Annotated in this window: 8 protein-coding genes, 1 tRNA gene and 1 rRNA gene; all 10 read right to left on the reverse strand. The window is 59.9% G+C overall.

The window, feature by feature from the left end:
• Positions 1-169: 169 nt before the first annotated feature.
• A 16S ribosomal RNA gene (locus OIL77_01660) occupies positions 170-1,675 on the reverse strand.
• A 538-nt stretch (positions 1,676-2,213) separates the two neighbouring features.
• A complete protein-coding gene (gene rplT, locus OIL77_01665) occupies positions 2,214-2,573 on the reverse strand; it encodes a 50S ribosomal protein L20 (protein HJI44128.1) in 360 nt (119 codons plus the stop codon).
• A 45-nt stretch (positions 2,574-2,618) separates the two neighbouring features.
• Entirely contained in the window at positions 2,619-2,810 is a 192-nt protein-coding gene (gene rpmI, locus OIL77_01670) for a 50S ribosomal protein L35 (protein ID HJI44129.1), read from the reverse strand.
• A 32-nt stretch (positions 2,811-2,842) separates the two neighbouring features.
• Complete coding sequence (gene infC / locus OIL77_01675; protein ID HJI44130.1) at positions 2,843-3,412, reverse strand: translation initiation factor IF-3; 570 nt, start codon at positions 3,410-3,412, stop codon at positions 2,843-2,845.
• Positions 3,413-3,843: 431 nt separating this feature from the next.
• Positions 3,844-3,930 (reverse strand) — tRNA-Leu (locus OIL77_01680).
• Positions 3,931-3,969: 39 nt separating this feature from the next.
• Positions 3,970-5,403 carry a transglutaminase domain-containing protein gene (locus OIL77_01685; protein HJI44131.1) on the reverse strand — a complete coding sequence of 478 codons (1,434 nt, stop codon included), beginning with the start codon at positions 5,401-5,403 and terminating at the stop codon, positions 3,970-3,972.
• Positions 5,404-5,656: 253 nt separating this feature from the next.
• Positions 5,657-6,523: a class II fructose-1,6-bisphosphate aldolase gene (fba, locus tag OIL77_01690; protein ID HJI44132.1), complete on the reverse strand. Its 867-nt coding sequence runs from the start codon at positions 6,521-6,523 to the stop codon at positions 5,657-5,659.
• A gap of 194 nt (positions 6,524-6,717) precedes the next feature.
• Positions 6,718-7,401, reverse strand: coding sequence for an MBL fold metallo-hydrolase (locus OIL77_01695; protein ID HJI44133.1), 684 nt, complete (start codon positions 7,399-7,401; stop codon positions 6,718-6,720).
• Positions 7,402-7,485: 84 nt separating this feature from the next.
• Positions 7,486-9,846 (reverse strand): bifunctional (p)ppGpp synthetase/guanosine-3',5'-bis(diphosphate) 3'-pyrophosphohydrolase, encoded by a 2,361-nt coding sequence (locus OIL77_01700; protein HJI44134.1) that lies wholly within the window; start codon positions 9,844-9,846, stop codon positions 7,486-7,488.
• Positions 9,847-9,861: 15 nt separating this feature from the next.
• A complete protein-coding gene (gene recJ, locus OIL77_01705) occupies positions 9,862-13,149 on the reverse strand; it encodes a single-stranded-DNA-specific exonuclease RecJ (protein HJI44135.1) in 3,288 nt (1,095 codons plus the stop codon).
• Positions 13,150-13,294: the final 145 nt, after the last annotated feature.

Raw genomic sequence — 13,294 nt, forward strand, 5'->3', positions numbered from 1 at the left:
AAGAGGATACTCTTCCATCTCTCTCCTATCGCTATGCGGCTCTCAAGGTACGCGGGTGCGACCCCGGGGACCGGGTGCTGCGGGGACTTATCCTGGCGGACATCTACCGGACGGGCTCCTGCCCTCTATTCGAGTTAAAGTTTGTCTCTCTAAGAACGTATCTCCCTAGAAAGGAGGTGATCCAGCCGCACCTTCCGGTACGGCTACCTTGTTACGACTTCACCCCCCTCACCCTCCACACCTTCGGCGCCTCCCCCCTCTCGGTTGGGCCGGCGACTTCGGGTGCAGACGACTCGGGTGGTGTGACGGGCGGTGTGTACAAGGCCCGGGAACGCATTCACCGCGGCATGCTGATCCGCGATTACTAGCAACTCCGACTTCATGGGGGCGGGTTGCAGCCCCCAATCCGAACTGGGGCCGGCTTTCCGGGATCCGCTCCCCCTCGCGGGGTGGCATCCCTCTGTACCGGCCATTGTAGCACGTGTGCAGCCCAGGGCATAAGGGGCATGATGACTTGACGTCGTCCCCGCCCTCCTCCGCCTTGACGGCGGCGGTCCCGCGTGGGTTCCCGGCATCACCCGATGGCAACACGCGGCGGGGGTTGCGCTCGTTGCGGGACTTAACCCAACATCTCACGACACGAGCTGACGACAGCCATGCACCACCTGTATGGGCTCCTCTCGGCCACGGGGTCTCCCCCGCTTCACCCATATGTCAAGCCCTGGTAAGGTTCTTCGCGTTGCTTCGAATTAAGCCACATGCTCCGCTGCTTGTGCGGGCCCCCGTCAATTCCTTTGAGTTTTAGCCTTGCGGCCGTACTCCCCAGGCGGGACGCTTAATGCGTTGGCTGCGGCACGGGGGGATCGTCCCCCCACACCTAGCGTCCATCGTTTACGGCTGGGACTACCAGGGTATCTAATCCTGTTCGCTCCCCCAGCTTTCGCGCCTCAGCGTCGGTCTCGGCCCAGAGGGCCGCCTTCGCCACCGGTGTTCCACCCGATATCTGCGCATTCCACCGCTACACCGGGTGTTCCACCCTCCCCTACCGGACCCAAGCCGCGGAGGTTCCGGGGGCTTCGGGGGGTTGAGCCCCCCGCTTCGACCCCCGGCCTGCCGGGCCGCCTACGCGCGCTTTACGCCCAATGAATCCGGATAACGCTCGCCCCCTACGTATTACCGCGGCTGCTGGCACGTAGTTAGCCGGGGCTTCTTCTGCAGGTACAGTCTTGACTCTTCCCTGCTGAAAGCGGTTTACGACCCGAAGGCCTCCGTCCCGCACGCGGCGTCGCTGCGTCAGGGTTCCCCCCATTGCGCAAGATTCCCCACTGCTGCCTCCCGTAGGAGTCTGGGCCGTGTCTCAGTCCCAATCTGGCCGGTCGGTCTCTCAACCCGGCTACCCGTTGTCGGCACGGTGGGCCGTCACCCCGCCGTCTACCTGATGGGCCGCGGAGCCATCCCCTCCCGTCGGGGCTTTAGCCGGGGTGCCATGCGGCACCCCGGGGTATCCGGTATTACCCGTCCTTTCGGGCGGCTATCCCGGGGGAGGGGGCAGGTTCTCCACGTGTTACTCAGCCGTTCGCCACTCGCTTCTATCCGAAGATAGGTGCCGTTCGACTTGCATGTGTTAGGCGCGCCGCCAGCGTTCATCCTGAGCCAGGATCGAACTCTCCGTCCAAAATAAATGGGCTTCGAGCCCGTCCGGTCCTCACAACTATTAGCTGATCGGTTCCGTTCGATTCATATGGTTCTAGTATAGGAAAAGGAATTTCTCGGGGCCGCCTCTCGGCGGCCTTGCGAAAAACAAATCCAAGTTAGACCATTTCAAATGGTTCGATGTCTGCCCGGATGCGACACTGAAGTAAGTGTCCATCCTCGCAGTATCCGGTTCTCAAGGTGCACGCCTGGCGGCTGGTCCGGTCCGACCGGGCCGCGCGGCAAGGAGATATATTGCCAGACCGCGAAGCGATGTGGGACGTCAATTCCACTCTTCACAAGTCCTACACAACATATCGCTTCCTATATAAGTAATAGAAAGGCTGGCGCAGAAATACTGCACGTATCAGATGATGACCCTTCGGTTAAGAGATATATAAAGATCGGTCACCTGTAAGTGTTTATCTACCCGCGCTTTTGCTATATAAACCAGCGCTTTAGATAAAAAGAGGGAGCGCCGCGTACAACGCGACACTCCCCTAGCGATTCGAGAGAATCTATTAGGCCTCGAGAGCCTTCTTGGCGATGGTAGCCAGCTCGTTGAAGGACTCGATGTCCTCGTAAGCCATCTGAGCCAGGACCTTGCGGTCGAGCTCGATGCCGGCAACCTTCAGGCCGTGCATGAACTGAGAGTAAGAAATATCGTTCAGGCGAGCAGCAGCGTTGATACGAGTGATCCAGAGAGAACGAATCTCGCGCTTCTTGTTGCGGCGATCACGATACTGATACTGCAGGGAGTGCTGGACCTGCTCTTTAGCATGCTTGTAAGTACGCGAAGCGGCACCGTAGTAACCCTTCGCACGGTGCATAACGGTACGGCGCTTCTTCTTGGCGGCAACAGCGCGCTTAATACGTGCCATGTTCTATCAACTCCTAGATGGTAAAACGAAAACGGGAACGCGAACTTAGGCGAGACGCGACTTGATGACCTTGCGGTCGGCAGCGGCGATCTCGGTCTCCTGACGGAAGCCACGCTTACGCTTGGTGGACTTCTTGCTCAGGATGTGGCTCTTGAAAGCCTTGGCGCGCATAAGCTTGCCGGTACCAGTCTTGCGGAAACGCTTCTTGGTGCCGCTGTGGGACTTCATCTTAGGCATGAAATACTCCTTAATCGGTTACAGAACACTAGTTACTTGGTATCGCTTGCCGCTTTATCTTCATCGAAGGCGCCCTTAATCGGGGCGAGCAGCATAAGCATGTTACGGCCTTCCATCTTAGGCTTGGACTCGACCGTAGCGTAAGGCTTGAGATCCTCAGCGAGACGCTCGAGAACGTTAAGGCCCTGCTCCGGGTGAGCCATCTCACGGCCGCGGAACATGATGGTGATCTTAACGCGTGCGCCCTTCTTGAGGAAACGCAGAACGTGGCCCTTCTTGGTCTCGTAGTCGCCAACGTCGATCTTGGGTCGGAACTTCATTTCCTTGACCTCGACCTTGGACTGGTTCTTACGAGCAGCCTTGGCCTTCATGGCCTGCTGGTACTTGAACTTACCGTAGTCCATGACCTTGCAGACCGGCGGCTCCGCGTTGGGAGCGATCTCGACCAGGTCGAGACCCTGATCGTCGGCGACGCGCTGGGCATCGCGGATGGCGAACAGGCCGAGCTGAGAGCCATCGACGCCAATCAAACGGCACGAAGATGCAGTGATCTCGTCGTTGATGCGGGTGTCATCAGACTTAGCTATTTTCCCTACCTCCATTCATAAAAAAATAACCCGGCGCTTCTCAGCAACCAGGTCGTACACATAGACTTCCTCGATTTGAGGAAGAGAATCTAAGTTGTATGACCAGTCAGCTGCTCATTGGCGCCAAAAGGTGGGAACCCTCGGGTTCCTCTTTAGGGCATTGCGGGAACAACGCCTTGCGAATAATAACACGTTCGACGCGTTATCACATTACGTACACGAAAAAGGGAGCCTAAGCCCCCTTGAAGCGCAGGTGCATGTATGGTGCCCGAGGCGAGACTCGAAGGGTCTTCGCTTCGCGAAGCCCCGGGCTTCGGGCGCGCAGCGCCCTCGCCACGCTCCGCTACAAACAGGCCACAGGCCTGTTTGCTTAACGCTCCGCGCGCTCACGCGAGTTCGGCACGAAAAAGGGGGCCTAGACCCCCTTGAACGCTCACTTGCATGTATGGTGCCCGAGGCGAGACTCGAACTCGCACGTTGTTGCCAACGGTGGATTTTGAGTCCACTGCGTCTGCCAATTCCGCCACTCGGGCACGTAATGCGTGAGTTAGTTTATCACAGCTTGCTATCGATTAGTCCGAAAATGGAACTTCGAGCATTTCGACGAGTTCGACCGAGCGAAGCATCTCGCGCTGGCGGCATCCGCGACCGTCGACCGAGGCCTCGCCCATCTGATTGTCGTAGGGGTCCTCGCGCATGCCGGCGAAAGCCGGCTCAAACTCAGCCTGGAACAGATTGTTTGCCACCATACGCCACGGGTCGAGGTTGCCAAAGTAGTGACGACGGCGCCACTCCTCCCCCATCCTACGCGCCGAGGAGCCAAACGATACGTCAGCGTTGAGCCAACCGGTCTGCGGCGTAAAGAACTCTGCCCAATCGTGCGGCCCGACCGAATCGGGCGCAACATACAAGCCGCTCTGCCAACGGGCGGGCACACCCGCAATGCGGCACATGGTGATAAACGTGAGCGCCATAACACCGCAATCGCCACGAAGCGAATGCGCACAGTCGTCGGCGATAGATCCCAAAAGCAGATACGGCGGCTGATAGCGGTAGTCGATATGCTGCGTCAGGTAATCATAGATGGCACGGGCGCGATCGAGCGGATCCTCGAGCCCATCAACGACACGCTCCGTCAACTGCTGCAGATATGGCGTAAACGCAATATGCGGACGGTCCTCGGAAGTGTCCTCGGGCAGCGGCGTGTCCATGCACGGATGCGACGGAAGCGCACCCCCATAGATGTCACTGTATGCGGCATCTATGTGATAGCGATAGGTCACCGAGAACAAACGCTCAATCGAAGACGCCCACGAAGCAGTGCGAGCCGAGACGGTTTCGGGAGCAACGGCACCCTCCGGCGTTATGTCGAGAATCTCGATCCGAGACTGCTGGCGGCAGGCAGCGGCAACGGGAAGCCACGCGCGGACGGTCTCCCCCTCCAAAGCCCCGGGGACAGACACGGATGCCTTAAGCGTAATGACACGAGTCAGCCCGTTTTGCGACTCCATCTCCTTGAGCATTTGGTTACGCAGCGCAATTCCGTCCGTAGGATCGGGCCGCAAGCCCGGAACCTCCTTGGGATACACGCGAAGCGAATCGAGGAAGTTGTCGAGAACGAACAGTTCGCCATCGATAAAGCGCCAGTCAATACGCTTACGATTAATCAGGTCATCAAACTGCTCTTCGGTAAACTCTGGCCACTCCTCGCGAATCATCGCAATAGCCTGGTCGCGCGACACCGAAAAATGAAGCGGCGTCTCGAGTATGCGATACCGCTCGGCACGAACACAAGCAGCCAGCGAAGGCTCGGGGTTCTGCTCCAAAAGGCGATCGCAGGCAGCAACAGCCTGCGTCAAATACCCGGCATCCTTAAGACGAAGAATCTCGGGCGGCAGTCCAACATCGAGATGACGAAAGTCATCACAGCAAACATCAACAGAGCAACCAACTGGACCCTCGTCAATAACCTTCCCATCCGAAGGCAGTACATTAATAACAGCCATACCAAAACTCCAAGTCACTAGAACGCTTGAAGCCCATTGTAGCGAGATAAAAAAGAAAGCCCCAGCCAAGGAGCCCTCAACACCGACAAACGGTACCTATAAAAATGAATTCAGCCTCGTAACCCTGCGGCGTTAAACGAAGGAAGCCCCGTCCCCCGGAACTGTTTCCTTGGCGCGACTTCTGGCGAAGCCAGGTGAGCGCAAAGGAAACAGTGTAGGGGGACGGGGCTTCCGGCGGGAAGTTTAGCGACGCTTACGCCTTGTTGACGGAGCCAAACTCCTCCATGAGCTCCTTGGTGCGGGCAACGATGGCGTCGCGACCAGGCTTGAGGAGCTTGCGGGGGTCAAAGCCCTTGCCCTGCTGATCCTTGCCAGCCTCGATGTACTCGCGGACGCCCTTGGCGAAGACGAGCTGCAGGTCGGTGTTGACGTTGATCTTGGAGATGCCCAGGGAGATGGCCTTCTTGATCTGATCCTCGGGGATGCCGGTGCCACCGTGCAGGACGAGGGGCAGGTCACCGGTCTGAGCCTTGATCTCGCCAAGACGCTCGAAGGAAAGGCCAGCCCAGTCGGCGGGGTACACGCCGTGGATGTTGCCGATGCCGCAGGCGAGGAAGTCGACGCCCAGGTCAGCGATCTGCTTGCACTCAGCAGGATCAGCGAGCTCGCCGCTGGAGGTCACGCCGTCCTCGGTGCCGCCGATGCCGCCGACCTCGGCCTCGATGGACATGCCCTTGGAGTGGGCAAGCTCAACGAGCTCCTTGGTGCGGTCGAGGTTAAGCTGGAAGGTCTCCTCGTGAGAGCCGTCATACATGATGGACGTGAAGCCGGCCTCGATGCACTTAAAGCAGTCCTCGTAAGAACCGTGATCGAGGTGAAGGGCGACGGGAACGGTAACGCCCGTGGCCTCGACGGCAGCCTTGACCATGTCGGCGCAGACCTTGAAACCGCCCATCCACTTAGCGGCACCAGCGGTGCACTGAAGGATCAGCGGAGACTTGGCCTCCTCGGCGGCCTGGAGAATAGCCAGGGTCCACTCGAGGTTGTTGGTGTTGAAGGCACCAAGACCGTACTTGCCGGCCTCGGCCTTCTTGAGCATGTCTGCTGCGTTGACGAGCATAAAAGAAACCTCCTGTAAGGTTGCTCCGATAACGCCTGAGATTTTACCACGGCGCACCCGAGCATAAACGTTCGTTTGTTCACGAATATCGTCCAAACAGACTTTTTTGACCGTTTGCCCTACGGAATCGACCCGTTGGGGAAAAATAGCTTGACGTTTGGACGCTTCTCGTGCTTCAAAAGCCGACTATTAAGCTAAATCTGCATGAAAGGGTTCTGCATGAGCTCGCGTGCCATGGTGGTCGAATCGCCATGGCCGGTTAGGCAAACGGTATCGGGCGGGAGAAGCCGGGCGAGCTTGGAGAGCGAGCGCAGAATCGCCGCCTCGTCTCCTCCAGAAAGATCGGTGCGGCCGTGCCCACCCGGAAACAGGGTGTCGCCCACAAAGGCAATGTTCCCCTGCTCGGTGGCAGCAAACAAGACGATCCCGCCCGGCGTATGCCCTGGCGTCTCGATCACCTGCAGGTAGATATCGCCCACCTCGATAGCATCGCCCTCGGCGAGCAGGCGTGTCGGCTCCCCGGGATCAGGCGCTTCAATGCCCCACATAGCTCGCTGTTCCTCGATGTTCGCATGCGGCACCGCCACATCCTTAGCACACAGCTCATACTGGCAGCCCTCGCCAACGGTGGTTCGCATGCCTGCAACACCACCAACATGATCGGCATGGCCATGAGTGCATACGGCGCCAAACACGCGTACGCCGGGATGCTCGGCTCGAATATGCTCCACCAGGCGTTCGCCTTCCCATGCGGGATCGATAATCACGCACTCATTGTCCGAAATAACAGCATAGCTATTGGTCTGAATGGGACCGTTTACGAGCATCTCGATCTCGACCGATCCCTTGGGAGTTAAATCCAAGGACACAGCACTCATGTCCCTCTCCTCTCTATAGAACTCGAGGCATCAAACGATGCCTCGAGTGTAGCGAATATCGATAATGTGACACGTTCGTCGCGACTAAACGCGGCGCTTAAGCTGGGCTCCACCCTCACCGGGCATCAGGCGGCGCGCGTCGTAGACCGAGTCAACGCTGCTGATGGAGGCCAGCAGCGGATCCAGACCACTCGCGTCCGAGATCTCGACCATAAAGCGCAGGGTTGCAATACCCTCGCGGTTGGTCGACGTGGCGGCAGAAAGGATATTGCCGCCCGCATCGCCAATGGCAATGGTGACATCCTTGAGAAGGCCCATGCGGTCCAGGCACTCGACCACGATCTCGACCTGGAAGAGGGTGTCGGCAGCGCCGTCCCACTCCACTTCGATCATGCGCTCGGGATGCTCCATAAGACCCTTGACGTTGGGACAGTTGGCGCGATGCACCGAAACGCCACGACCGCGCGTGATGAAGCCGACGATGTCGTCGCCCGTCACGGGGTTGCAGCAATGAGCCAGACGGACCAGTAGGCCGCTGTTGCTCTCGCCCTTGACGATAATGCCGTTACTGGCGCTCTTGCCGCGCTTTTGCGGCTTGCGGTTGGAGCCGCGAGCAGGCTGCTTCACGACCTCGGCGATAGCCTCGGCCTTGGTGAGCTGTTCCACGGGCTTGGGGTCCAAGATTTGCTCGACCTTATTGCCCACAGCGCGCGGGGCAACCTTGCCGGCGCCGACGGCGGCAAACAGGTCCTCGAGCTGCTTGAAGTTAAACTGCTCCGCCACGGCGTTGAGCGCACGCGTCGAACGCGGCGTAGAAATGCCATAGCCACGCTTACGCAGGTCCTTGGCCAGCATATCGCGACCAGCAGCAGCGTCATCGTCTTTGGTCGCGGCGGCAAAATAGCGGCGGATCTTTGACTTGGCGGAAGGTGTCTTAACGATCTTGAGCCAATCACGCGACGGCTTGGAACTCTTGTTAGTCAGAATCTCGACACGGTCACCCGTCTTAATCTCGTGCGTGAGCGGAGCCACCGCACCGTTGATTTTGGCGCCGACGCAATGGTTTCCCACCTCGGTGTGAACGGCGTAGGCAAAGTCGAGCGGCGTGGAGCCGGCACGAAGCGCCATGACCTCGCCCTTGGGCGTAAAGACAAAGATCTCCTGATCGAAGAGGTCGACCTTCAGCGAATGCAGGTATTCCTTGGCATCGGTGATCTCGTCGGAAGCCGCCCAATCGAGCGAATGCTTGAGCCAGTTGATCTGGTCGTCCAAACGTTGAGCGTCATTGGTCTTGGAAGCAGACGATCCGCCCGACTTCTTATATAGCCAGTGGGCGGCAATGCCGTACTCGGCCTGCTCATGCATCTCATAGGTTCGAATCTGAATCTCGAGCGGGCGGGCCGTGGGGCCGATAACCGTCGTATGGAGCGACTGGTAGTTATTGACCTTGGGCATGGCGATATAATCTTTAAAGCGACCGGGCATGGGGTGCCACAGCGTATGCACCGCGCCGAGCGTGGAGTAGCAATCGCGCACCGAATGCGTGATGACGCGCAGTGCCACCAGGTCGTAAATCTCGGAGAATTCCTTGCCCTTGCGCTTCATCTTTTGGTAGATGGACCAATAGTGCTTGGAACGGCCGTTGATCTGGAAGTCTTCCAGGCCAATGCGGTTGAGCTCGTCGGTGAGCGTCTTGATGGTCTCGGCCAGATAGCGCTCACGGACCTCGCGCGACTCCGCCACCATGCGTGCGATGCGCTGGTAGGCATCGGGCTCTAGGTAGAAGAAGGACAGGTCCTCGAGCTCCCATTTAATGGAGCTCATGCCCAGACGGTCGGCCAGGGGCGCGTACACGTCCATGGTCTCGCGAGCCTTAAACAGGCGACGATCCTCGCGCAGGGCTGCCAGCGTTCGCATGTTGTGCAGACGGTCGGCAAGCTTAACGATGATGACGCGGATGTCCTTGGACATGGCGAGGAACATCTTGCGCAGCGTGAGGGCCTGCTTCTCGTCCATGCTGTCGACTTCGATGTTGGTGAGCTTGGTCACGCCATCGACGAGCTCGGCCACCGTATCGCCAAACAGGCCGGAAACATCGGCAAGCGAGGTCTCGGTATCCTCGACGGTATCGTGCAGCAGCGCGGCACACACCACGTCACAGTCCATCTTGAGGTCGGCCAAAATGATGGCCACTTCGACGGGATGGTTGATGTACATCTCACCCGAGCGGCGCTTTTGGTTGCAGTGCTTCTCGGCGGCAAAGCAGTAGGCCTGCTCAACCTTAGAAAAGTCGTCCTCATTCATATATTTGAGGCACAGGCGCTCCAGCTTGTCGTAGCTGTCCGCCATAATCTCGGGCGGCAGCTCATCGGCATGCTTATAGTGCTCCATCTCCGAAAACGGCTGGAGGGTGGAATCATGGGCGGTACGGGCTGCGGCATCCATCGAGGTCCCCTTCCCCTAGGCCCGCGGTACGATCGGGCGGTTAACTTTGGCTAGCATATCAGAAGCGCACGAATCGAGCGCCCAGCTCCGGAAAGCCGAAAACTCCATGCGCGAGCGCAAGCCCTCCAAATAGCGAATTGACCTGCTCAATTGCACGCGACCGGGGTTTTCGGCCATCGCGATGCGACGGGAGTCGTCAAACCCCGAAACGCGACAGAAACCAAGCTCTTCGAAGATTCCCAGGCCGCTTTCCACCGAACGCTCGTCGACCGGCGTGCGAGCATCGATGGCAAGGCACATCTGCGCGATGTCGATATCGCTCGCGCAGAATGAATCATCCCCGGTTTTGCCGCGGTTGGAGCGCCACATGGTCTGCAGCGCGCGATAGAGCGTGACGAGTTCGTCGCGCTCGGGCGCATAGCAGTCGAGCAGGCGCTCGTTAATGCGGGCGTCGCGCGACGAATAGAGCAGATGGATCACGGCGGGCTGTCCGTCACGACCGGCACGCCCGCTCATCTGGTTGAACTCAATGGCGCCAAACGGCATGTGGTAGAGCACGACATGGCGGATATCGGGCAGGTTGACGCCCTCGCCAAAGGCGGAGGTCGAAACGATGCAGCTGAGGCTTCCGTCTCGGAATGCTTCCTCCACGCGACGGCGATCGGAACGCGCAAGCCCCGCGTTATAGAACGCGATATGGGTTGCGCAATCGGGCACACGCTTGCGCAACGTCTTGGCGAGCGCCACGGACTGGTCGCGCGAATTGACGTAAATGACGGTCTTCTCCCCCGTCGCCACGATCGACACCAAACGGTTCTCGCGGCTCGCAAGGTCGCGGTCGTCCTCGAGCTGCAGGTTCTCGCGCACCGTCTCGTCGACCACCGTGCGAGTGATCGGCAACATGCGGGCAAGCTCGGCCACGACCGGAGCCGTCGCGGTGGCCGTCGCAGCCATAACGACCGGGTCGCCCAGGGCTTTGAGGATATCGGGCATGTCAAGATAGGCGCTACGGTCGCCGCCCTTGGCAAGGCCGGCGTGGTGCGCCTCATCGATAACGACAAAGCCGATGCGGCCCGAACGCGCGAAACGGTCACGGTGGATAGACAGGAACTCGGGCGTCGTGAGCACAATACCGGTACGGCCCGAAGCTAGACCGGCGAACACGTCATCGCGTGCGGCCTCCACGGTCTCGCCGGTCAGCACGCCAACGCCAATGCCAAGCGCTGCCATCGTCGACGAGAGGTGATAGGCCTGGTCGGCAACGAGCGCGCGCAGCGGATAGACAAAGATGCTCGCACGCCCGCGAAGGACCGCCTCGCGCGCGGCATGCACATGGAAGATGAGCGACTTGCCGCGCCCCGTCCCCATAACGGCCAGAACACTTTGGTGATCGGCCAGGGCATCGAGCGCCTCGACCTGCGCGCGGTGCGGCTGGTTCGAGCCGATAAAGCTATGGATAAGCGAGCGCGTGAGCTCGGTATAGGAAAGCTGGGCGAGCGTCTCGCGTTTACGCGACTCCAGGCGCAGGCCAGAATCCGCCGGTTGCACGCCGCGGCGAAGTTCACATGCCGGATCGTCGACGCTGGGCAGCGTGGTATCGCGGACCAGAACATCCTTGATCATGAGCTTGGGCTTCACACGCCCCTGCCAATGCTCGGCAACGGCCTCGAACACCAAGTCGACAGCGCTATCGCAGTTGATGAGCTTATCGATTTGCGGCACGCGGAACATAATGGCCGGCACACTCGCGGCGCCATCGGTCGCCACAAAGCGCATGTGCTCGCCGGTTTTGCCCACCACGGCGCGGTCGCACATCGTCACGCCCTCGGCAGCCAGCAGCGGCACCTTGTTGCCCTGGCCAAACGGCTCAAGACGGGAGATCTGCTCGATGGTCTCGATATTCAGCTCGGAAAGGTCGACGGTGGCGGCGACCTCGTCGGTGCCTTCAAAGTCCTCGGCGGGAAGCTCGGACAGCACGGCGGAAAGGCGGCGGCGGAACTCGTCGAGCTTGGATGCCTCGATGGTCACACCCACCGCACCGGCATGTCCGCCGCGACGAATCAGCAGGTCGGAACAGCGCTCGACGGCGTCAAACAGGTTAACTTTGCCCACCGAGCGACCAGAACCGCGCGCGATACCGTCCTCGATCGAGAACAGCAGCGCCGGCACGTGATAGCGGTTGGTCAGACGGCTTGCCACGATGCCCTTGACGCCCTCGTGCCAGCCTTCGCCGCCCACAACGATCGCGCGTCCGCCGTCATAGGTCTTCTCGACCTTTGCCATGGCATCGCGCGTGAGCTCCGCCTCGATCTCACGGCGCTGGCGGTTGATTTCCTCGAGCTCAGCCGCCAGCGCACTTGCTTCGATGGGATCGCGGGCAAGCAGCAGGTCGAGCGCCAGCTTGGGATCGGCCATGCGACCGGCAGCGTTTAAGCGGGGAATGAGCGAGAACGATAGGCCATCCGCCGTAATGCTCGAAAGGTCCGCCTTGGCGAGCGCGGCAAGCGCGATATAGCCGGGGCGAGCGGTTACGCGCATCTGCTGGATGCCCTCGGCAACCAGCGCACGGTTCTCGGGCGTGAGCGGCATCATGTCGGACACGGTGCCCAGCGCCGCGACCTCGATTAGCGAACGCCAATACGACGGCTTGCCCAGGCGCTCACCCAGGACTTGCACCAGCTTGAGCGCCACACCAGCACCGGCAAGTTCACGCGAGGGCCCCTCATCCTCGAGCTTGGGGTCGGTCAGGGGCACACCCTGCGGCACCTGGTCGGAGGGCTCGTGATGGTCCGTGACCACCAGATCGATTCCCAGGCTCTCCAAATAGGAAACCTCTTCCTTGGCGGCAATGCCGTTATCGACGGTCACGATCAACTGGGGGCGAGCGAGCTCGTTAACGCGGTCGAGCGCCGCGCGCGAGAGACCGTAGCCCTCGTCAAAGCGATGCGGAATAAACGGCGTGACATCGGCGCCAAACGTGCGCAGTGCCTCGGTTAACAGGCAGGTCGACGTAATACCGTCAACGTCAAAATCGCCAAAGACCGCGATGTGCTCGTGGTTGCGAATAGCACGCTCGACGCGGTCGGCAACGACCGACATGCCCGGGATAATGAGCGGGTCAGCCCAGTCGCGATCGAGCGAAGGCGTCAAAAACAGCTGGCCTTCTTCGATGGATGTAATGCCGTGCGCAACCATAATGCGCGCCACCAGCCCGGGTATTCCCAGGCCAGCCGAAAGCTCCTTTTCGAGTTCGGGGTTTTGCTGAGCGACCGCCCAGCGATGCGTCGTCTTAAGCGATGACATAGGCGCCCACCCCCGATAGGGGCAGGTCGCCGCGATACCTCTCACGGTTCATAGCGATGAGTCCTCTGTGTATGCCCGCTTCGGCAGGCAGATCTGTTGAACGGATTTATTATACCGTGCGGCACGGACGTACAACGTCCAGCAC

Source organism: Coriobacteriaceae bacterium (assembly GCA_025993015.1).
Classification (GTDB): Bacteria; Actinomycetota; Coriobacteriia; order Coriobacteriales; family Coriobacteriaceae; genus Collinsella.